We start from the raw sequence: 22,057 nt of genomic DNA on the forward strand, positions 1-22,057 counted from the left end.
GTACAACACAGTAAAATGTAACATTGGCCATTAAATAATGGCAATCACCGAACGAAAGAGTAAAGACTTGACATGGAACAGTTAAATTTAGGTAAAAACGTTGTTGTAATCGGAACTCAGTGGGGAGATGAGGGTAAAGGTAAGGTAGTTGACTGGTTGACTGATCATGCGCAGGGCGTCGTTCGTTTCCAAGGCGGTCATAATGCTGGACATACGCTGATCATCGGCGGTAAAAAAACAATCTTACGTTTGATCCCTTCTGGCATCATGCATCCTGAAGTGGTCTGCTACATTGGTAATGGCGTTGTTCTATCCCCTGAGGCTTTATTTAAAGAAATCGGTGAGTTAGAGTCAGCAGGTTTAAATGTTCGTTCACGTTTGAAAATTTCTGAAGCAGCGATTTTAATCCTGCCATATCACGTTGCGATTGATCAGGCTCGTGAAGTAAAGCGCGGTGTAGAGAAAATTGGTACTACGGGAAGAGGCATTGGACCTGCCTACGAAGATAAAGTAGCTAGAAGAGCACTTCGTGTTCAAGACCTATTTTCACCAAAAGATTTTGCCAAAAAACTGAAAGAAATTTTAGAGTTCCATAATTTTTGCTTAACGCAGTATTATGGCGTTGCTCCGGTTGATTATCAGACGACATATGATCAGGCCATGAGTTTTGCTGAACTATTAAAGCCAATGGTTTCAGATATATCGAGTGAGTTGTACGCGGCACAAAGTGCTGGCAAAAACTTGTTGTTCGAAGGTGCGCAGGGAACTATGTTGGATATTGACCACGGTACCTATCCTTACGTAACTTCTAGTAACTGCGTTGCTGGCAATGCTGCTGCGGGTTCTGGAGTTGGGCCGAGTAGCCTTCACTATATCTTAGGTATTACCAAAGCTTACTGTACTAGGGTTGGCGCTGGACCATTCCCGAGCGAATTGTATGATTTTGATAATCCACAAAAGAATAGCCCAATCGGTATCCGTTTGGCTGAAGTCGGTAAGGAGTTTGGCTCTGTAACAGGTCGTCCGAGAAGAACCGGTTGGTTGGATGCTGCTGCGTTGAAACGTTCCATACAAATTAATGGTGTGAATGGTTTATGTATCACGAAATTAGACGTATTAGATGGCCTAGATCAGATTGGACTTTGCGTTGGATATGATCTTGATGGGAAGTTTTGGGATGTATTGCCAAGAGGTGCAGAACTAGTTGCAAACTGCACTCCAGTCTACGAGTATTTTGAAGGTTGGACACAAAGTACTGTTGGTATTACTAATTGGGATTTATTACCACCCCAAGCCCAGCGTTATTTAAAGCGTGTTGAGGAAATTAGTCAGACTCCAATTGACATGGTTTCTACAGGACCAGACAGGGATGAAACGATTTTGTTGAGACATCCTTTTAAAAGTTAAAAACCTGAGTAAAGTAAGGTTTGCCACATAGAAAACCCTAAAAAGCAATTTTGCCTTTTAGGGTTTTTTGTTGTCTATGGAGTCCTTTATCGGCATCAACTCCATTTTAATTTTTATCTTCCCAAATTTTATCCTGCATTAAATTGACGTAGTCTTCACTCATAGAATAGAGAGTTTTTAGGTTCATCTGCGGAATTAGTTTTTTAACGCGAATACAATTTTTAGTTAAGGCCAAGATATCTGGAGTCATCAGTCCCTTTTCTAAATGAATCGGAGTAGCATCAGAGCTAATGAATTTGACTAAAAACAATGGATCCCCACGTAAGATATGAATCGGATTTTCATCGTAAAGTTCAAAGGCAAATTCAATCGGACGCACCCATTTAGAAATATCAAATGCACCTGTCACCATTCCAATCTTCGTAGGTCGAAGAATTAATGGCATTTGAATGATTTGTAACGGGTTTTTACTATCCGTTAAAAACAGGTAGCGTGGAAAAAAATGGACAATGATTGGGTCCGTTTCTGAGACCCTAAAATTGATGTTGTCATTGTAAAACTCTTGATTTACCTTATTGGTTTTTAACTTTTTGCTCTCTTTGTCGTACTTGAATGAAATATCGTAAGGGCTTTTGATGACATAGGTGTTTTTGAGTTGCTCTGAAAAAGCTGGGCACTTCATGAGCAAAGAATCTTTTCGTTGCTTTAAATAGTAGGCAAAAGCAGGTTCAGGAGGAAAATAAGTAATGTTCATAGGCTCTTGACTATGGTCATTCAAATTTACTGGAATCCATTGAATTCTTGGCATAAAAAACTTTAATTATCTTGTTAAGTGTTGTTGCATCATCGTTAAAAGGCTTGAAAATAGTATATAGCTAATTTGGTATCGATGAAGCATAGAAATCGATACAAGTTTTACCAAGGTGTTGTAGAAAAGAGTTTAGACATTTCTACTTGCCTTACATAGACATTTACCGAAAGTAACCTTCTGGCTAACTTTAGTACTTCTAGATCTCTACTAATGAGCCAGCAGGGTGCTTTTGAAACAGCTAAATCAATAAAAATTTGATCATCTTTATCTTTGCATTTAAATGGGGATGGCGGAATATTGTTGGTTTCAAATTGAAAATAACATCGAGCTTGTGCCATCATTCTTAGGTAGCTGACTTCATCGGTATAAAATGCTGGACGTCGAAGGACATCCAGAAACTCATCCCAGATCAAGGCACAAGACCAAGCCTCGATTTGCTTGTTTTCAAGAGCTTTTTTTAGGATTTGAATCTTTGGATCATCGAAATAAACAATGTCTAGTAATATGTTTGTATCAATCACGATTCGTATTTTTTCAGACAATTTTCAATCTTCTCCGAAATCAGTTAAATTAGTTGTTATCATCGTAGATAGTATAGAACTCAACCCTCGGAACACATGATAAAACAAGCCACTCCATTAAAAGAAAAAAAAGATGAACGAACTGGAATAGTCCAAGGACATCGAGATGGATTTGGATTTGTTATTCCAGATGATGGTCAGCTTGATATTTTTCTTTCAGAAAGAGAAATGGCCAGAGTCATGCACGGCGATCGAGTGATTGTCAGAATTGCCGGCACGGATCGTAAAGGCAGACCTGAGGGACAAATTTCTGATGTTTTACAACGGGCAAATCAGTTTGTCATTGGGCGTTTGCTGAATGAAAATGGTGTGTTGATTGTTGCTCCAGAGGATAAAAGAATATCTCATGACATCTTGATCCCACCTAAAGGCTATATGAATGCCAAGTTAGGGCAGGTAGTTAGCGTAGAAATTATTGATTACCCAGATAGTTACCGACAAGCGGTTGGGCGTGTGGTTGAAATTTTGGGTGATATCGATGATCCAGGGATGGAAATTGAAATTGCAGTGCGTAAATATGGCGTTCCTCATGAGTTTTCCGCGGCCACTGCCAAAGAAGCCGCAGCATTGCCGGATGAAGTGCAGGAAGAAGATCTTGAAGGTAGAGTAGATTTAAGAGATATTCCTTTAGTGACGATTGACGGTGAAGATGCTCGAGATTTTGATGATGCGGTCTATTGTGAGCCTATGACCTATAAAGGGTCAAAATGTTTTCGCTTAATTGTCGCTATCGCAGACGTATCCCATTATGTAAAGCCTGGCCATCCTTTGGATTCAGATGCGATTCGAAGAGGGACATCAGTATATTTCCCAAGAAGGGTCATACCGATGTTGCCAGAAAAAATCTCGAACGGCTTATGTTCCTTAAAGCCTTTAGTTGATAGGCTGTGTATGGTGAGTGATGCCATCATTGACCATAAAGGGCAAGTGTTAGCCTACCAGTTTTATCCTGCAGTTATGCATTCGGTGCAACGTTTTACCTACAATACCGTTTGGGAAATTTTAAGTAATACGAGTGGTCCAGAAGCAACAAAGTTTTCAAAATTAAAGCCGCATTTACAAAATTTGTATAAGTTATTCCACGTATTGAAAGGCTCTCGAGAAAAACGTGGAGCAATCGATTTTGATACGACGGAGACGCAGATTATTAGTAATGAATTTGGCAAAATTGAGCGAATTGAGCCAAGGATTCGTAATGATGCCCATCGTTTGATTGAAGAATGTATGTTAGTTGCGAACGTCTGTGCTGCCAATTTTATTGGCGCTAAAAATCACTCAAGTCTATTTCGAGTTCACGGTGAGCCAACGATTGAAAAAGTTACCGCTCTAAGAGATGTATTGAGATCATCGGGCTTAAATTTAGAGGGGGGGACAAAACCTCATCCCATGGATTATGCCAAGCTCATTCTTTCTATTAAACCTAGGCCAGATGCTTCGATGTTGCAAACGGTGATTCTTCGGTCGATGCAACAAGCCGTTTATCAACCAGAAAATCTTGGCCATTTCGGCCTGGCGTATCCAGCGTATACCCACTTTACTAGTCCGATTCGTAGATATCCGGATTTGCTAGTGCATCGCACCATTAAAGCTATTTTGGCGAAGAAAAACTATAAGCCTACGATTCCTGAAGAGGTGCCGTTGAATTTAGCCATGCCTAGAAAAGGCCCTGGTCGAGTGAATGTAGCCCAAGTGAAGCAACAAATTGCTACCGATCATTCTAATGGGGCAGGTGCTTCAAAATCCCGTAAAAAAAATGTAAGTGATGGCGTCGATATTGCAGCATGGGCACAATTAGGTGTTCATTGTTCGGCAAATGAACGAAGAGCTGATGAGGCTTCTAGAGATGTGGAGTCTTGGTTAAAGTGTTACTTTATGCGAGATCGATTGGGTCAAGAGTTTGCCGGTACGATTACAGGTGCAACGACCTTTGGACTTTTTGTGCAATTAGAGACTCTTTTTGTCGAAGGTTTAATTCATGTATCTGAACTGGGCGGAGACTATTTTCAGTATGATGAGGCAAGGCAGGAGTTGCGTGGAGAGCGCACAGGGATTCGCTACCGAATCGGTGATAGAGTTCATGTTTTGGTGAGTCGAGTTGATTTAGATGCTAGAAAAATTGAGTTTAGCTTAGTTAAAAATAGTCAAGATAGGGGGCGTTATTCTCCTGTACTCACCATGGATGACTCTGGTAAACCACAGAAAAAAGCTGCGTCTAAAAATACTAGGCCACCAGAAAAAGCGCCTCAACCTGTTAGAGCAAAAGCTTCTAAAAAATCCGCTGCTTCGAAGGGCGGTAATAAATCAAAATCAAAAAGTAATTCCAAAAGAGCCTTAAGCTCAGTTGATAAAACTGAGACTTCTTCAACACCAACCAGTAAAACACGGAGTCGTCGTTAATGAGTCAGCAAATTTTAGTAGGGTTTCATGCGGTAATTTCTAGAATTCGCCAAGCTCCAGATAGTCTTAAGACGGTCTACTATGACTTCTCTAGAAGAGATCGTAGGATGAAAGACTTTATCGAAGTAGCAAATGAGATACTTGGTAGAAAGTTTCATCAGGCCGATACAGCCCGTTTACGACAGTTAGCTGGGCATGATCGTCATCAAGGAGTTGTGGCTTTTGCAGAGCCAACTTCCATGGCTCGGACGATTCCTGAATTGATGGACTCGCTAGGTAATAAGAAGGCTTTGTTACTGATTTTAGATGGTGTTACTGATCCGCATAATTTGGGAGCTTGTTTAAGGGTTGCTGATGGGGCTGGTGCAGATGCCATCATTGTTCCAAAGGATCGGTCCGCACAACTTAATGCTACCGTGAGTAAAGTAGCCAGTGGTGCCGCTGAAACAATGCCCTTCATTGCCGTAACAAACTTAGCTAGAACGATGCGTGAACTCCAAGAGCTTGGGGTGTGGATTATTGGTACTGCTGAGGATGCGCCTAAGACAATTTATGAGCATGACCTCACGGGGTCAGTTGCGATTGTGATGGGCGCTGAAGGAGAAGGTATGAGACGTCTTACGAAGGAAACATGTGACGAATTGGTGAATATCCCAATGTCTGGTGGAGTTGAAAGTTTGAATGTTTCAGTTGCGAGTGGTGTTTGTTTGTACGAAGCCTTGCGTCAACGTTTACCAAAGTAAAAATACGCTTCATTACCCCGGGAGTTATTTTTACCGCAAGGTCTCTAATAACTCTCGTAATTTTTTTGTGTCAGCAATAAAATTACGAATCCCCTCGGCAAGTTTCTCCGTTGCCATGGCATCACTATTCATCATTTTTCTAAACGAAATTTCATCAGTTTTTATTGGTTCAAACGACATGGATTTAGCTGTCGCAACACTTAATTGTGTGGTTAAATCACTTTCAGTTTGCTGAAGTTGTTCTAGTAATTCAGGGCTAATGGTGAGTAAGTCGCAACCAGCCAAGGATTGAATTTGCTCAATGTTCCTGAAACTTGCCCCCATGATTTCAGTTGAAATATCAAAATATTTAAAGTAATTGTAAATTTTTGATGTCGACAATACGCCAGGATCATTCACACCAGACATCGATGCTTCATTCCATTGCTCAGCTAGATTTTTCTTACTCCAATCAGTAATACGACCAATAAATGGAGAGATTAATTGTACGTTTGAGTCAGCACAGGTAACGGCTTGTATCAAATTAAACACTAAAGTAAGGTTACAGTGAATGCCTTCACTCTCAAGGATTTTGGCCGCCTGAATACCTTCCCAAGTCGCTGCAATTTTGATCAAAATCCGATCTTTCTTAATACCTACTGCCTCATAGAGTTGAATAATTCGATGTGCTTTCGTAACTGAGGCTTGAATATCAAAAGAGAGTTCAGCATCAATTTCTGTAGAAACTCGACCAGGAATAATTTGCAAGATTTCTACCCCAAAAGCTACCAGCAACTGATCAATCAACTCGTCAGTAGTCGCATTGGGATGTTTTTTAATTATCGAATCAATGAGATAGCGATAAGCCGGTAATTGGGCTGCTTTTAAAATGAGCGTAGGATTCGTCGTTGCATCCTTGGGCATAAATTTTTTCATACGCTCAAAGTCGCCAGTATCGGCTACTACGCAAGTTACATTTTTAAGTTGGTCTAGTAAGTTCATCAAACTATTTTACCTAATATTGATGAATTTCCAATTCAGGAAAGTTAAAATACCAAAACTATATAGAGGGTAATGCGAATGACTCAGGACGAACTAAAAAAATTAGTAGCAAAAGCTGCAGTACAAGAAATATTGAATTTACTTCCAGAGCATTCATTACTCGGAATGGGTACAGGGTCTACTGTAAATTTTCTCATTGATGAGCTCAAAGAGTATGCCAACTATTTTTCGGGCGTTGTCTCAAGCTCTGATGCTACCAGCCAACGTTTACTGAGTAATGGTTTTAAAGTGTTAGATGCGAATACAGTGCAATCTCTGCCACTTTATATTGATGGTGCCGATGAAATTGATCCAGATGGAAATATGTTGAAGGGTGGGGGCGGCGCCTTAACCAGAGAGAAGATTGTTGCCTCGCTAGCTAGTCAGTTTATTTGTATCTGTGATGCCACGAAACTGGTCCCAGTCTTGGGTCAGTTCCCCTTACCAGTTGAAGTAATTCCGATGGCGAGCGCCCAAATTCAAAGAGTATTGGAAGCGTTGGGTGGCCAAGTTAGAATCAGAAACTCTAAAGTCGATCCAAATTTGCCGTTCGTTACAGATAATCAAGGCTGGATTCTAGACGTAAAGGGCTTGGCGATTGAGAATCCTTTAGCCCTCGAAACTAAACTAAACCAAATTCCTGGAGTCATTTGTAATGGCATTTTTGCCATCCAATCCGCCAATATGTTACTGGTTTCAGCAATTGATCAAGTGCAAAAAACCATTTTCAAATGAACTTAAGATAACTAAAAGCTATTTTTAGCTTTTAGTTTCAATCATTTTATTTAGCTGTTAGCTGGTGGAACGTAACCTGTTGCTAAGTCCGCGCCATCACCAAAGAAATATTGCTCTGTTTGTTTCAGCAAGTATTGGCGAGCTCTAGCATCAGCCATGTTTAAGCGATTTTCATTGATTAGCATTGTTTGTTGATTGAGCCATGCTGCCCAAGCTTCTTTGGATACTGAATTCCAAATCTTTTTACCTAAATCACCAGGTACAGGAGCGAATTGTAAGCCTTCTGCTTCTTTACCTAATTTAATACACTGCACCATTCTAGACATATATACCTCAATATTATTTTTTAAAGAGTTTTAATTAAAACCATTGATTTTCGATCCCAGTTGTAATGAGATTTTCTTTCCTTGGGGAGTTCGTCAACGGAACTCTTGATAAAGCCACGTTTTAAAAACCAATGTTCCGTTCTTGTAGTCAGTACAAAGAGTCTTTTAATACCTATTTCTCTAGCGCGCGCTTCAATCCGCTTTAATAACCGTTCTCCATCCCCAGTACCTTGAGTTTCGGGGTCTACTGCGAGGCAAGCTAGTTCACCTAAGCCACCGGAAAACTGAAATAAGGCTGCACACCCAAAAATCACATGGTCATGTTCAATCACAGAAAAACATGAGATATCACGTTCGATAACATCACGGCCACGTGGAGCAAGTACACCTTCGTCTTCCAATGGAGAGATGATTTGTAGAATCCCACCAACATCATCCATCGTTGCTTCTCTTAAGTTTTCTATATCGGAAGCAACAATCATGGTACCTATACCATCATGGGTAAATAATTCTTCTAATAATGCTCCATCGCGGTTGTGTGGCAGGATGTGAACCCTGTTTACACCTAGCTTGATTGCCTTCACTGCGGTATGTAGTAATGATCTTAGTTCACCTGGCTCCATTCCGTCTGGGCCGAGCATTGGCGTGAGTTGCGGTAAAGAGATCTCAGCCAGATGCTCACCTAATGTATCTTTTAGCCCATGAACACTGGATAAGAAAATCAATTTATCAGCTTTTAATGCCGTCGCTGCCGAACATGCAACATCTTCATAAGCTAGATTAAATGCTTGTCCAGTAGGGGAGAATCCAAGTGGCGATAATAAAACAATTTTATTGTGGTCTAAAGACATCTTAATGGACTCATGATCCACTTTACGAACTAATCCAGTGTGCACAAAATCGACGCCATTCACAATTCCGACGGGCCTTGCAGTAATAAAGTTACCAGAAATTACCGAAATTCTTGAACCAGCCATTGGTGTATTGGGTAATCCTTGGCTAAAACAAGCTTCAATGTCTAGACGTAATTCACCTACCGCTTCTTTAACACACTCCATTGTTGCTAAGTCTGTAATCCGATAACCGAGCATTTGGCCAGTACCATATCTTGCATCAATAGAGTGGAGTGCTAGTTGCTCTTGGATTTGTGGACGCGATCCATGAACTAGTACAATGCGCATACCCATTGCATGTAACATCGCGATGTCTTCCACTAAGTTTTCTAATTCGCTATCGGTGGCTAGTTCACCTGCAAAAGCAATCACGAAAGTCTTACCGTGGAATGAGTGAATATAGGGCGCAACAGTCCTTAACCAGCTCACGAAAGGGAAGGTGTCTAGTTCTGATTGAGCATTGTCTAGCTGGTCAGAATTTGAAGTTTGTGTGGAATTATTCAACATAAGCGAAAATTATAGGATGCTTATCGATTGAATTGCTAAAAAAAAGTATTTAAAGTTGGAAAAACCTCACATAAACATCGAATTCCCAGAACTTTTGCCAGTTAGTGGCCAAAGGCACCTCATTGCGCGTGCAATTCAAGAGCATCCGGTCGTGATTGTCTGTGGAGAGACCGGTTCTGGTAAAACAACGCAATTACCCAAAATTTGTTTATCAATTGGTCGGGGGCGGATGAATCAGACGAATCGTCTGATTGGGCATACTCAACCGAGAAGAATTGCTGCTACTGCCACAGCGAAAAGAATCGCACAAGAATTAGGAACACCGCTAGGACAAGATGTTGGTTTCCAAGTGAGATTTAGCGATAAAACCAGCGCTACCGCATCTATCAAACTAATGACGGACGGTATCTTGTTGGCTCAAACTCAAAACGATCCACTACTGTTAGCTTACGATACGATCATTATTGATGAGGCACATGAGCGCAGCCTTAACATCGATTTTTTATTAGGGTATTTGAAGCAAATATTACCGAAGCGACCCGACTTAAAAATTATCATAACCTCCGCTACGATCGATGCGAGTGCCTTTGCGAAGCATTTTTCTGCGATTGATCCCAATGTCCCGATTATTGAAGTGAGCGGTCGGCTTTATCCGGTTGAGGTACGTTATCGTCCGATTGACTTAACGTTGTCTAAAGATGGTAGAGAGTCGAAAGATGGTAAAGAGCAATCCGAGGCGATTAAAGACGCAATTTTAGAATTATGGCAATCAGGGGTTTCAGGGGCGGGTGATATTCTGGTTTTTTTCCCAGGAGAGCGGGAAATCAGGGAGTGCGAACAAGTCTTACGAAAAGATTTGAGTTTAATGCAAAAGTATCAGCCAGAGATTCTCAGTTTATTTGCAAGACAGTCAATTACTGAACAAGAAAAAGTGTTTGGTCATGGTGGTGGTCGGAGAATTATTTTGTCCACCAACGTTGCAGAAACCTCGCTCACAGTGCCAGGAATTCGTTTTGTGATCGACACGGGCCAAGCTAGAGTAAAGCGTTACTCCTATAGGAATAAAGTTGAGCAATTGCAAATTGAGCCGATTTCACAAGCGGCCGCTAAACAAAGAGCCGGACGTTGCGGACGCGTATCTGACGGCATTTGTATTCGGTTGTTTAGTGAAGAAGATTTTTTAGCAAGGCCTAGTCAAACTGACCCTGAAATTCTCAGAAGCTCTTTAGCTGCTGTTATTTTAAGGATGGCCGCTTTAAAATTGTCGAGGATTCAAGATTTTCCGTTTTTGCAACCACCACTTGGACGAGCTATTAGTGATGGAGTTCAGTTACTTGAGGAGTTAGGGGCCGTTGAATCGAGTGAAAACTCTCTAGGCAGAAGTATTGAGCTGACCCCGATTGGTAAAGAATTAGCTAAATTACCTTTGGATCCAAAAGTAAGTCGTATGCTCATCGCTGCCAGAGATAATCAAGCCTTAAAGGAGGTTTTGATTATCGCTTCAGCCTTAGCAATTCAAGATCCGCGAGATCGCCCCTTAGAGCAAGCTCAAGTTGCTGATCAAGCACATCAAATTTTTGCTGATAATCAATCAGAGTTTTTGTCCTATATCAAGATGATGGACTGGTATCAACATGCGCTAAGTCAAAAATTAAGTCATAGAGCATTGGATAACTTATGTAAGAAACAATTCATTTCGCCACGACGAATGCGCGAATGGTTAGATGTCTATCGGCAATTGCAGAGCCTTTTAGCTGATCAGGGTTGGCGAGAAAATAAAATAGAAGCAACCTATGAGCAAATTCATACCTCCCTATTAACGGGATTACTTGGCAATATCGCGAAAAAATCTGAGCTGGAAAAAATTTATGATGGTACTAGGGGCATTAAATTAAATATTTGGCCAGGGTCCAATTTATCTAAAAAGGTTGGCAATTGGTTAGTAGCTTCTGAATTGATAGAAACCAATCGCTTATACGCTAGAACGATTGCCAAAATCGATCCCAAATGGGTAGAAAAAATATGTCAACATCGCTTGATAAAAAGTTGGAGTGATCCTTTTTGGGATCAGCGTACTGGAGAAATCATGGCCCATGAGCAGGGTGCCTTATATGGTTTAACTCTCTATAACGGCAGAAAAGTACGCTTTGCTTTAATGCAGCCCGATGAAGCGAGGTTGTTATTTATTCAAAGAGCGATGGTTGAGGGAGAGTTATTTGGCGCGATAGAAATTGCCCAAATTCAAAAACAATTTGGTAGTGTGTTTAAGTTTTTTTGGTTAAATCAGCAGCTAATTAGACAGGTAGAAGCAATTGAGCATCGATCAAGGCGTCAAGATGTTTTAGTTGATGATTTGATGATTTTTGAGTTTTACCAGAAGATTTTGCCTACATCAGTCCTCAGTCGGAGCACATTACAAGCATGGTTAGATAAAGATCCCAAAAATGGGGCCGCACTGTTACTCACTAAAGCTGACTTGATGCGACACAGCGCAGATGCGATTACCAATGATCGTTACCCCAAAACATTTACGATGATGGGCTCAAACCTTACCCTAAGCTATCACTTTGAACCTGGGAGCCCAAAGGATGGAGTCACCTTAATCGTTCCCATTGCCCTATTGAACCAAATAGATCAGCGAAAGTGTGATTGGTTGGTGCCTGGATTATGTGTTGAAAAAGTACATTTGTATTTAAAGACTTTGCCACAAAAATTAAGGCGACATTGTGTCCCATTGCCCGAATATGCTAAACAATTTATTGATCGAGCTTTAGAGAACAATGCATTTGGCAAAGGGGAGTTAATTGATGCATTAATCGCTGATATTAGAGAAATAACTAAGGTTGCTATGCAGCGAGCAGATTTTCGACCGGAAAATTTACCTCCTCATTGTTTTATGAATTATCGATTAATTGATGAGCATGGTCGGCAACTTGAATTGGAAAGAAATTTAAGTCTTTTACAAGGCCGATATGTCAATGAAGTTCGAGAAATTTTTTCAAAAGCTGCCGCTCAAGTAGTGCAGCAGGTTATTTCTCCCACAACTTCTCAATTAGAACCCAAGAAAGCCGCTACACAATCGTTACCTAATGAACAAAATCCAACAAATCTTCAAGTTGTAAGCCCTGCAGAGGCTTCTCAAAAAATCACACAATGGAGCTTTGGTGAGCTACCTGAAATATTGGAAATACAAAAAAACCGTCAAATTTTGTTGGGTTACCCCGCCTTGGAGGACCACTTAACCCATTGTGAACTCAATGTTTACGATGACCCCGTTAAGGCTAGAGCGATTCATTTAAAGGGGCTTAGAAGGCTTTTTTCACTTGCCCAAAAGGACTCCATCAAAGCACTCCAGAAGCAATTACCTGGTGCTAGAGAGTTAGGCTTGCTGTTTTTACAAATAGGTACGCCTGAACATTTAATGCAACAAATTATTGATTTGGCCCTTAATCGAGCGTGCCTTAATGAACCGCTCCCGAAAAATCAGGAAGAGTTCTTAGAACGTCTGCAATCTGGCAAAACCAAACTATCTTTAATTGCACAGGAAATAGCCCGTCATGTGAGCGCTAGCCTGCAAAATTACCACGATGTGCAGAAAAAAATCTCTCAAGTGAAGTTGATTTCGCCCACAGCACATACTGATATATCTCAACAATTAGAAGAACTAATTTATCCTGATTTTGTGATGAACACACCTTATGAGCAGTTGATTCACTTACCCAGATATTTGAAAGGCATTGTGGTGCGCGTTGAAAAACTTCGAGGCGCTTTAGCAAGGGATCAAGAAAATCAGCAAAATTTTAGTCAATTAAAAAGACAATGGCTCAAAATTCAACAAAATCAGGGTTTTGCGACGAATAATCAGCATCAAAAAACGCTGGAGATTCGTTGGCAATTTGAGGAACTTCGTATAGCTCTTTTCGCACAAGAACTAAAGACTCCAGTACCCATGTCTATTAAGAGGGTAGAAAAAATTATCAATAGTTTTCAGGGGTAAAATGGTCTTATGAACACAACATTCAATCTTACCTACAAAACGATTATTTGCTTCCTTTGCCTGCCAGCTATTTCCTTGGTAATGGCTCAACCAGTCGTTCAACCTAATCCAGTTTTGGTGACGAATAGTACTCTTTCGGCTCCTAAATTAGCGATTGTTTTGAATTCTGGCTCTGCCTCAATCAGCCGGATTGATATGCAAAAAAGGGCAGTAATTGATGATTATCCAGTTGGTAAGGAACCGCATCACTTAATGATGACTCCTGACCAAAAAAACTTGCTAGTAGCCAATGCTGCTAGCGATAATCTAGTCGTGATTAATCCCGTGACTGGTGAAAAAAAACAAACCATTCCAAATATTTACGACCCATATCAACTAGGATTCTCGCCAGACAGTAAATGGTTTGTGGTGGCCGGTAACCGTTTGGATCGCGTGGATATTTACTCCGTGGTGAATGGTGAAATTAAACAGCCTCCAAAAATTTTGAAAATACCAAAGACGCCCAGTCATATTAACTTTACCAGTGATAGCAAAATCGCCTTCGTCACTTTGCAAGATAGCAATGAACTCGTCGCAATTCAATTGGAGCAACAAACTATTTTATGGAAAATGCCAGTTGGTAAATTGCCTGCCGGTGTTTGGGTAACTCCCGGAAATAAGTATTTGTTAGTGGGACTAACTGGTGAAGATCGGGTGCAGGTGATTGATTGGCGCGAAAGACGGATTGTTAAATCGATTACAACCGGTCGAGGAGCTCATAACTTTAGGCCTTTAGGGGACGGTAAACATATTTTTATCTCTAATCGCGTTGATTCAACCATTAGTAAGATTGATATGGATACCCTGGAAAAAGTCGCAGATATTAAGGGCTTGCCAGCCGGGCCTGATTGTATGGACATTACGCCAGATCAAAAAGAAATGTGGGTAAGTTTTCGATTTTCTAAAAAGATTGGCGTAATCAATCTTACCAACAATACATTAGAGACAACTATCAAAGTTGGCAAAAGTCCACATGGAATATTTTTCACCCCAAATGCAGCTTGGAATTAATCGTGTGCAAGCAGTCTGATCCCTCAAGTAGTTTCAAAATAGGTTTTAAATACTTATTGAGAGGGTTCTTTAGTTTTTTTTTGCTAGTTGTTACTCAATCTGTTTATTCAGGTGAATGCAGTAAAACTGTTTATTTGACTTTTGATACAGGGAATATGTCTGTCGCTGAGCAGGTATCCGAGATTTTGCATCGGCACCAAGTAAAAGCAACTTTTTTTTTAGCAAATGAGAAGACTTTTCGTCATGACTTTGCCTTAGACGATGCTTGGAAACCATTTTGGAATACTCTTGTACAAGATGGACATGCGTTTGGCAGTCATACTTTCCACCATACCTATTGGCAAAAAGATCTTGGCAAAGATACAGTTTTAGTCAAGTCTCAATTTGGGCCTGATGCTAATAAACTTATTCAAATGCAAAACAACGCGTATTGCCAACAAATTACTGCGGTGGATCAGCGTTTTCGGACTTTAACCGGTAGGGGGTTGGATAAAATTTGGCGAGCCCCCGGGGGGAAAACATCTCCTCGTTTAGTCGAGTATGGAAAAACATGTGGTTTTGATCACATTGGCTGGTCTAAAGCTGGATTTTTAGGGGATGAACTACCTTCGGATGATTTCCCGAATCCTTTTTTGCTGCAGCGTGCTTTGGCTCATCTAGAGAATAACGATATCACCATGGCGCATTTAGGAATTTGGTCCCGTAAAGACCCATGGGCACCTGCAGTTCTTGAACCATTAATTATTGGTTTGAAAAGTAAGGGATTTTGTTTTAAAAAAATTGGCGAGAAATCATGATGAATTTCTATGATGATTTACACGAATGGTTAATGCAACAAATTGTTGCGCCTCTTTTTTTTGACTTAGATTTAATGAACTATATCGAGGAAAGTAGCCTAGGGCTTGACTGGTTCATGCTTGGGGTGATTCAGCTAATTATCATTGCCTTTATTTTTAGGCCATTAGAAACAAAAGAGTTGAAGCAATCAGGTATGGATGGCCGAGGTGAAATCGCTATACGGTCCGATATTATTTATTCTTTTTTTCATCGATTAGGGCTGTTTCGGCTCTTTTTCTTTCTCACTTTGGAGCCGATTTTTATTGGATTTGGCTCCTTATTACATGATTTAAGATTTCAACGTCTTAATCTAGAAAATCTCATTCCTGGAATTAGCTCTTTACCTTTATTGAGTTTTTTAATTTATTTGATTATTTTGGATTTTGTGGACTACTTGTACCATCGACTCTCTCATCGTTTTAATTGGTGGTGGCAATTGCATGCCTTACACCATAGTCAACGGTACTTGACCACTTGGTCTGATAATCGAAACCACCTAATCGATGATTTACTCAAAGCCGTTGTTTTTTCAAGCGTCGCCTTAATGATTGGTATCGAGCCTAGTCAATTTGTGCTACTCCTTGCCTTGAGTCATTTAATCCAAAGTTGGCAACATGGTTATTTTTTAAGTAAATTTCACTTTTTAAAATATTTAATTGTCACTCCGAGCTTTCATCGATACCATCATGCAATGCGCCTTGGTTATGAATTACCGGGAAAACCAGGTGTTTTAGGTGGATGTAATTTTGGTGTGTTATTTCCATGGTGGGATCTTTTATTTCAAACTGCCGTTTTCGATTCTTCGTATCATCCTACTGGCGTGGATTCAATCGAGCCTGCAAACAATCTTTTGAAACAGCAGTTGCAGTTCTTTCAAAGAAGTTTGCATGAGATTAAAAAGAGCCTGAGTCAAAAAGGGACCTTATGAGGGATGTCAGTAGAGCGTTCCTTCTCGCTTGCCGAGATATATTGAACCCTAGGATGTTATGGTTGACTACACGACCTTTTGTCATCACGGGTGTGCTTTGGTCATTCATTCTTTGGTTTACTTGGAATCCCTTATTGGATTGGACAAAATTCACTATTACGCAGTCTTGGTTATCTTTATGGATTAGTAAAATCTCAACGAATGTTGGTTGGGAAGGTGTTAGGACCGTTTTAAGCCCCTATCTGGCAGTTGCAATATTAATGCCATTGATTGTTGTTACATTAATTATTGTCGTTTCCTATTCATCTATGACGGCCGTCATAAAATTCTTAGAACGGCAGAAAAGTTATCAAGGGATCCGTCGAGCCCAAGGAGGATCTTTCCTAGGTAGTCTTTGGAATACGGTAGTTTTAAGTTTTTTTGCATTACTTTTGATGTTGGTATCCTTTCCATTATGGTGGATTCCACCATTGTTTTCGATAATACCTCCCTGTATTTGGGGATGGTTTACTGCAAAATTAATGGGTTACGACGTGTTAATCACGCATGCAGATAGGCAGGAGAGGGTTAGGATTTGTTATGAAAAACGTTATGGCTTGCTCTTCATGGGGATTGTGTCTGGTTTGTTAGGAGCGATTCCTACTTTTTTCTGGCTAACTTCAATTTTTGTTTTAATCTTATTTCCATTTGTTTCTTTGTTTATGATGTGGGTGTATTCTGTAATTTTTATATTTGTATCATTATGGTTTGGTCATTATTTATTGTTCGCTTTAAGAGTTGATCGACAGTTAAGAGGAGAAAGTCTTTGAGTAATGCTTTAAAAAAAATTGGATTAATCGTCGTTGGGGATGAAATCCTTTCAGGTCGTAGGACTGATAAACATTTACCTAAATTAGTAGAGCATCTATCTGCTAGGGGATTGCAGTTGTCTTGGGCTGAGTATATTGGGGATGATCCAAAGCGGATTGTAGAAACACTGCAACGTACCTTTGCAACGACTGATATCGTCTTTAGTACGGGAGGAATCGGGGCTACGCCTGATGATCATACGCGAGCATGTGTGGCAAAAGCCTTGCATTTAGACTTGGCCTTGCATCCAGAGGCAAAAGAGTTAATTGGGCAAAGAATTATTGACATGGCGGAAGGGGATCCAGTTAAAGCGGATTTGAGCACACCAGGCAATCAGCATCGGTTCAAGATGGGTGAGTTTCCAGTAGGAAGTCATATCATTCCTAATATTTATAATAAAATACCAGGTTTTTACATTAAAGAGCATTACTTTATGCCCGGTTTTCCAGTGATGGCAGACCCCATGATGACTTGGGTATTGGACACCTTCTATAGTCATTTGTTTCACAAAGATGATTATGTAGAGAAGAGCTTTATTGTGCAAGGTGCCATTGAAGCTACGATTACTCCTGTCATGGAGCACATTGAAGCGAAGTATCCCGGAATTAAGGTATTTAGTTTGCCTTCGCTTGGTGATCCTTCTCGAGGTGGTATTTATGCATCACGCCATATTGAATTAGGAGTCAAGGGAAGTGCTGATTTGGTAGAAAAATCTTTAATTGAGTTGCGGAATGGGGTTGAGGCCTTAAATTCCATTACTCATGATATCGAGTAGTAAGCCTGGTACGATTTTGGGGCATGTTTTTAAATATGCACGATAATAGTGCCTAAGGAGTTTCGAGCAAGACCTTAATTTGTTTTAATAGATTAAGAATTATTTAACCTAGTTGTAATGTTTTTAGGAGAATTAAATGAGTAAAGCAGTAGCAGATGTTATTAAGCTTGTAAAAGACAAAGAAATCACTTTTGTTGATTTCCGTTTTACCGATACCAAAGGTAAAGAGCAGCATGTATCCGTTCCGGTATCAGCATTTGATGAAGACAAATTTGAAAGCGGTCACGCTTTTGACGGTTCTTCAATCGCTGGTTGGAAAGGTATTGAAGCATCTGATATGTTGTTGATGCCAGATCCAACAACTGCTTATGTAGACCCATTCTATGAAGAGCCAACACTTGTGTTGACTTGTGATGTTGTTGAGCCTTCAGATGGCAAGGGTTATGATCGTGATCCTCGTTCAATCGCTAAACGTTGCGAAGCTTATTTAAAAAGCACAGGTTTAGGTGACACAGCTTATTTTGGACCAGAGCCAGAGTTTTTCATTTTTGACGGTGTTCAGTGGAATACTGATATGCAAGGCTCTTTCTACAAGATCCAATCTGAAGAAGCTCCATGGTCATCAGGTTTGGAAATTGAAGGTGGCAATACTGGTCATCGCCCAGGTAAAAAAGGTGGTTATTTCCCAGTTGCTCCAGTGGACACTTTCCAGGATATGCGTTCTGAAATGTGCTTGATTTTGGAATCTGTAGGAATTCCTGTCGAAGTTCATCACCACGAAGTAGCTGGTCAAGGTCAAAATGAATTAGGTACTAAATTCAGCACTTTGGTTCAACGCGCTGACTGGACAATTCTCCAAAAGTATATTGTTCATAACGTCGCACACCAATATGGTAAAACTGCAACATTTATGCCTAAGCCAGTAGTTGGCGATAACGGTTCTGGTATGCACGTTCACCAATCTGTTTGGAAAGATGGTATTAATCTTTTTGCAGGTAATGGATATGCAGGTTTATCAGAATTTGCCTTATATTACATTGGTGGAATTATCAAGCACGCACGTGCATTGAATGCGATTACAAATCCAGGTACAAACTCTTATAAGCGTTTAGTTCCAGGCTTTGAAGCTCCAGTAAAACTCGCTTATTCAGCTCGTAATCGTTCTGCTTCAATTCGTATTCCTTACGTTGCTAATCCTAAGGGCCGTCGTATTGAGACTCGTTTCCCAGATCCACTTGCAAACCCATATTTAGCTTTCTCCGCATTGCTAATGGCGGGTCTTGATGGTGTACAAAACAAGATTCATCCTGGTGAAGCTGCAGATAAAAACTTGTATGATTTACCTCCTGAAGAAGATGCAAAGATCCCAACAGTTTGTAGCAGTTTAGATCAAGCTTTGGAGCATCTTGATAAGGATCGTGAGTTTTTAACTCGTGGTGGAGTATTCACTGATTCAATGATTGATGCATATATTGCACTCAAGATGGAAGAAGTCACACGTTTCCGTATGACGACTCACCCAGTTGAGTTTGATATGTATTATTCACTTTAATTTTTCGAATACAGCGCCCATGCGCATTTTACCGACTAGGGCAGCTTCGGCTGCCCTTTTTAATCCCCAAGAGGCTCTAGATCAGTTGCCTAACTCGGTTCTTATCATTGATAAGAAGACGATGGCTGTGCTTTATGCAAATACGGCTGCCGAAGTCTTCCTTAAATTATCGAGAAAGTCATTTATTGGTTTTGAAATTCGTGATTTATTTGGCGATGATGGTGCTTTTTATAAGTCCCTAGAAATCTTTCAGAAAACTGGTATTACTCAACGGGTGGATGTGTTATTAGGAATCGGATCGCTGCGTTTAGATCAAAAGGAATGTCTTGCCTATTTGATTTTGGCTCCCATGGAAGGTTCGGATTTGTTTTTAATGGAATGGTTTGAAATTGATCAGCGTAATAAAAGTGTTCGAGAAGAGCGTCTGATCATGCAAGCAAGGGCCAATAAAGATTTGATGAGGAATTTAGCGCACGAGATTAAAAACCCTCTAGGTGGTATCAAGGGTGCTGCACAATTACTTGATTATGAGTTACCTGACCCTTCATTAAAAGAATATACCAAGGTCATGATTAAAGAGGTTGACCGTCTACAACTGTTGGTGGATCGTCTTTTGGCTCCTCAGAAAAGGCAAAAACAAGTTACTCAAGTCAATATTCATGAGGTTCTAGAGCGAGTTCGAAGCATCGTTTTAGCGGAGTTTCCAAAAGGTTTGCAAATTACGCGCTTTTATGATGTGAGCATGCCAGACTTCATTGGTGATAAAGAATTGTTGATTCAAGCAGTTTTAAACATTGTTCATAACGCTGCCCAAATACTTGAAGATCGAATACGTGATGGAGATGCATTAATTCAACTGCAGTCAAGTATCTCCAGAAATATTACGATTGCAAAAAAACGTTTTAAGTTGGCCCTAAATATCAACATTATTGATAACGGACCAGGTATCCCCTCAGAAATTATTGACCAAATTTTTCTACCATTAGTCTCCGGTAGACCTTCTGGGAGTGGATTAGGCCTTACGTTAGCACAGTCTTTTGTGCAGATGCATGGAGGTTTTATAAGCGTCCAAAGTATTCCAGGTAAGACGGAATTTCATATTCAAATTCCGTATACTTCAGCAGATTTTATAACAAGTATTGATTCAAGGAGTTCACAATGAGAGCGGTTTGGATTGTAGATGATGATCAATCAATTCGTTGGGTTTTAGAAAAGTCTTTAGCAAGAGAGGGAATTCCGTATAAAAGTTTTTCTAATCCTGATGATGTTTTAGATCTTCTAGAAAAAGAGAAACCCCAAATAATTATTTCTGATATCCGTATGCCCAAAGGTAGTGGTATCACTTTGTTGCAACAAATTAAACAGGACTTCCCTAAGATTCCCGTCATCATTATGACGGCTTTCTCTGATATGGAATCTGCTGTTTCTGCGTTTCAAGGTGGCGCTTTTGAATACATCACTAAACCATTTGACATCGCAGATGTGATTGCATTAATTACTCGTGCGATTAATGAGAGTCTTAGCTCAGAAGTGGTCAGGACGCAATTTGCTCCCAATATGGTTGCAAGTGGCACGATGCCACCAGAGTTAATTGGCCAAGCGCCCTCAATGCAAGAAATTTTTAGAGCTGTGGGTAGACTTGCCCAATCCAATGCAAGTATTTTAATTACTGGAGAGTCTGGAACGGGTAAAGAGTTGGTTGCTAGAGCTCTGCATCGTCATGGTGATCGATCAGCTGCACCATTTATAGAGTTTAATTTGGCGAAAATATCAAAAGACTTGATTGAGGCTGAGTTGTTCGGATATGAGCGGGGTGCTTTTGCCAATGCTCCAACGATGAAGCGTGGATGTTTTGAGCTAGCGGATGGAGGTACTCTCTTTTTAGATGAAGTGGGTGATTTACCGCTTGAATTACAAGGTACTCTACTCAGATTGATTGAGGACGGCAAGTTCTATCGTATCGGTGGTCAGCAAGAGCTGAAATGTAATGTGCGGTTTATCGCTTCTAGTTTTAAAAATTTAGAGGCATTGGTAGCTAGTGGACAATTTAGAGAAGATTTATTTCATCGGCTGAATGTAATTCGTTTAAGGTTGCCAGCACTGCGAGATCGTAAGGAAGATATTCCAATTTTGACACAGCATTTCTTAATGATGAGTGCACGAGAGTTAAACGTCAAACCTAAAATTTTGAATCCTCTCACTTTAGATATTCTTTCGATGATGCAGTTCCCTGGCAATGTCCGCGAACTTCAAAATATTTGTCATCGTTTAACGGTTATGGTTTCTTCCCAAGAAATCATGCCAAAAGACTTGCCGAAAGACTTCAATCAATTGCCCCCAAGTACAGTTGGAGTGCAAAAAACCGAGTATGTGCATTCAGAAATGATTTCTCCAGTTCCTTCTGCACCAATTCCGGTCATTAATCAGCAGAATACTCCTTGGGAAACAGGCTTAAAGTCAGTTGCCAAAAAAATGTTAGAAGCAAATAACGAGGGTGTCTATCAGGAGTTATTGAACAAATTTGAGAAATCATTGATTGAAACTGCATTAGAAGTTACCAGGGGCAGAAAAGTAGAAGCCGCTGAGCGTTTGGGGATTGGTCGTAATACAATCACTCGAAAACTGCAGGAATTAAATATAGATTAACTT

18 protein-coding genes are annotated in these 22,057 nt (G+C 40.3%); 13 read left to right on the top strand and 5 right to left on the bottom strand.

Annotated elements, in window-relative coordinates; all coding sequences use genetic code 11:
* Positions 1-72 precede the first annotated feature (72 nt).
* Positions 73-1,407 (top strand): adenylosuccinate synthase, encoded by a 1,335-nt coding sequence (locus B8983_RS10260; RefSeq protein ID WP_084284248.1) that lies wholly within the window; start codon positions 73-75, stop codon positions 1,405-1,407.
* Between the two features lie 106 nt (positions 1,408-1,513).
* Here B8983_RS10260 and B8983_RS10265 read toward each other — a convergent pair whose 3' ends face one another.
* Both B8983_RS10265 and B8983_RS10270 read right to left on the bottom strand, forming a co-directional pair.
* A complete protein-coding gene (locus tag B8983_RS10265; protein WP_084284250.1) occupies positions 1,514-2,215 on the bottom strand; it encodes a hypothetical protein in 702 nt (233 codons plus the stop codon).
* A 107-nt stretch (positions 2,216-2,322) separates the two neighbouring features.
* Positions 2,323-2,760: a PIN domain-containing protein gene (locus B8983_RS10270; RefSeq protein WP_084284253.1), complete on the bottom strand. Its 438-nt coding sequence runs from the start codon at positions 2,758-2,760 to the stop codon at positions 2,323-2,325.
* Positions 2,761-2,835: 75 nt separating this feature from the next.
* On the opposite strand from B8983_RS10270, the gene rnr reads away from it, so the two are divergent.
* Together rnr and rlmB are read left to right on the top strand one after the other, a co-directional pair.
* Positions 2,836-5,196 carry a ribonuclease R gene (gene rnr, locus B8983_RS10275; protein ID WP_084284260.1) on the top strand — a complete coding sequence of 787 codons (2,361 nt, stop codon included), beginning with the start codon at positions 2,836-2,838 and terminating at the stop codon, positions 5,194-5,196.
* Positions 5,196-5,939, top strand: a complete 744-nt coding sequence (gene rlmB, locus B8983_RS10280) for a 23S rRNA (guanosine(2251)-2'-O)-methyltransferase RlmB (protein ID WP_084284263.1) — start codon at positions 5,196-5,198, stop codon at positions 5,937-5,939. The genes rnr and rlmB overlap by 1 nt, the downstream gene beginning before the upstream one ends.
* 30 nt (positions 5,940-5,969) lie before the next feature.
* On the opposite strand, the gene tal is transcribed toward rlmB, so the two are convergent.
* Positions 5,970-6,923: a transaldolase gene (tal, locus tag B8983_RS10285; protein WP_084284267.1), complete on the bottom strand. Its 954-nt coding sequence runs from the start codon at positions 6,921-6,923 to the stop codon at positions 5,970-5,972.
* 75 nt (positions 6,924-6,998) lie between these two features.
* Between tal and rpiA the strand changes: the two genes are divergently transcribed.
* Complete coding sequence (gene rpiA / locus B8983_RS10290) at positions 6,999-7,694, top strand: ribose-5-phosphate isomerase RpiA (protein WP_084284270.1); 696 nt, start codon at positions 6,999-7,001, stop codon at positions 7,692-7,694.
* 50 nt (positions 7,695-7,744) lie between these two features.
* On the opposite strand, the gene B8983_RS10295 is transcribed toward rpiA, so the two are convergent.
* Both B8983_RS10295 and argA read right to left on the bottom strand, forming a co-directional pair.
* Entirely contained in the window at positions 7,745-8,020 is a 276-nt protein-coding gene (locus tag B8983_RS10295; protein WP_084284273.1) for an oxidative damage protection protein, read from the bottom strand.
* A gap of 20 nt (positions 8,021-8,040) precedes the next feature.
* Positions 8,041-9,420, bottom strand: coding sequence for an amino-acid N-acetyltransferase (gene argA, locus B8983_RS10300; RefSeq protein ID WP_084284277.1), 1,380 nt, complete (start codon positions 9,418-9,420; stop codon positions 8,041-8,043).
* 55 nt (positions 9,421-9,475) lie between these two features.
* Here argA and hrpA point away from each other — a divergent pair, with 55 nt between their 5' ends.
* From hrpA to ntrC, 9 genes are all read left to right on the top strand, one after another.
* The gene (gene hrpA / locus B8983_RS10305; protein ID WP_084284284.1) at positions 9,476-13,417 is read left to right on the top strand and encodes an ATP-dependent RNA helicase HrpA; all 3,942 of its coding nucleotides are present in this window, start codon (positions 9,476-9,478) and stop codon (positions 13,415-13,417) included.
* Between the two features lie 9 nt (positions 13,418-13,426).
* Positions 13,427-14,467 (top strand): YncE family protein, encoded by a 1,041-nt coding sequence (locus B8983_RS10310; RefSeq protein ID WP_234987009.1) that lies wholly within the window; start codon positions 13,427-13,429, stop codon positions 14,465-14,467.
* Between the two features lie 2 nt (positions 14,468-14,469).
* On the top strand, positions 14,470-15,264 hold the full coding sequence (locus tag B8983_RS10315; RefSeq protein ID WP_255372808.1) for a polysaccharide deacetylase family protein: 795 nt from the start codon (positions 14,470-14,472) through the stop codon (positions 15,262-15,264).
* Positions 15,261-16,232, top strand: a complete 972-nt coding sequence (locus B8983_RS10320; protein WP_084284290.1) for a sterol desaturase family protein — start codon at positions 15,261-15,263, stop codon at positions 16,230-16,232. The genes B8983_RS10315 and B8983_RS10320 overlap by 4 nt, the downstream gene beginning before the upstream one ends.
* Entirely contained in the window at positions 16,229-17,041 is an 813-nt protein-coding gene (locus B8983_RS10325; protein WP_084284297.1) for an EI24 domain-containing protein, read from the top strand. The genes B8983_RS10320 and B8983_RS10325 overlap by 4 nt, the downstream gene beginning before the upstream one ends.
* Entirely contained in the window at positions 17,038-17,856 is an 819-nt protein-coding gene (locus B8983_RS10330) for a competence/damage-inducible protein A (protein WP_234987012.1), read from the top strand. Before B8983_RS10325 ends, B8983_RS10330 begins: the two co-directional genes overlap by 4 nt.
* A 136-nt stretch (positions 17,857-17,992) precedes the next feature.
* A complete protein-coding gene (glnA, locus tag B8983_RS10335; RefSeq protein WP_084284304.1) occupies positions 17,993-19,408 on the top strand; it encodes a type I glutamate--ammonia ligase in 1,416 nt (471 codons plus the stop codon).
* Positions 19,409-19,427: 19 nt separating this feature from the next.
* Complete coding sequence (gene glnL, locus B8983_RS10340) at positions 19,428-20,570, top strand: nitrogen regulation protein NR(II) (protein ID WP_084284312.1); 1,143 nt, start codon at positions 19,428-19,430, stop codon at positions 20,568-20,570.
* Positions 20,567-22,054 carry a nitrogen regulation protein NR(I) gene (ntrC, locus tag B8983_RS10345; RefSeq protein ID WP_084284321.1) on the top strand — a complete coding sequence of 496 codons (1,488 nt, stop codon included), beginning with the start codon at positions 20,567-20,569 and terminating at the stop codon, positions 22,052-22,054. Before glnL ends, ntrC begins: the two co-directional genes overlap by 4 nt.
* Positions 22,055-22,057: the final 3 nt, after the last annotated feature.

Origin of the sequence: Polynucleobacter kasalickyi, from assembly GCF_900176405.1 — a bacterium.
Classification (GTDB): domain Bacteria; phylum Pseudomonadota; class Gammaproteobacteria; order Burkholderiales; family Burkholderiaceae; genus Polynucleobacter; species Polynucleobacter kasalickyi.